The sequence below is a fragment of the Colwellia sp. BRX8-7 genome (assembly GCF_014077275.1).
GTDB lineage: Bacteria > Pseudomonadota > Gammaproteobacteria > Enterobacterales > Alteromonadaceae > Colwellia_A.
Genome location: NZ_JACGVP010000142.1, coordinates 1 through 239, shown reverse-complemented (window position 1 = coordinate 239; position 239 = coordinate 1). Strand labels below are relative to the sequence as shown.

Annotated in this window: 1 pseudogene; it reads right to left on the bottom strand. The window is 34.7% G+C overall.

What is annotated here, in order from left to right:
* Positions 1-34: 34 nt before the first annotated feature.
* A pseudogene (locus tag H4J57_RS19880) lies at positions 35-239 on the bottom strand (IS110 family transposase); the annotation flags it as partial.

Sequence of the window (239 nt, the reverse complement as noted above, 5' to 3'; positions counted from 1 at the left end):
AACAACACGCCCTGAGGTGGACAACTAGTAAAATTTAGCTATTTATTGCAAATTTTAACAGTGGCGATCCTCTTCGGTTTAATGCTTCTAAATATTTTGATTCGTTGTAGGGCATCTTCGTTTTCCAGCACCTAAATATTATTCTTATCCACTTGAAAGCAAGCGATCTTATTATGCTGTTATGTGGTTTACCTTTACTTTTTTGTTGCTCATAATAAGCTTTTGCCCAGAATGAATAT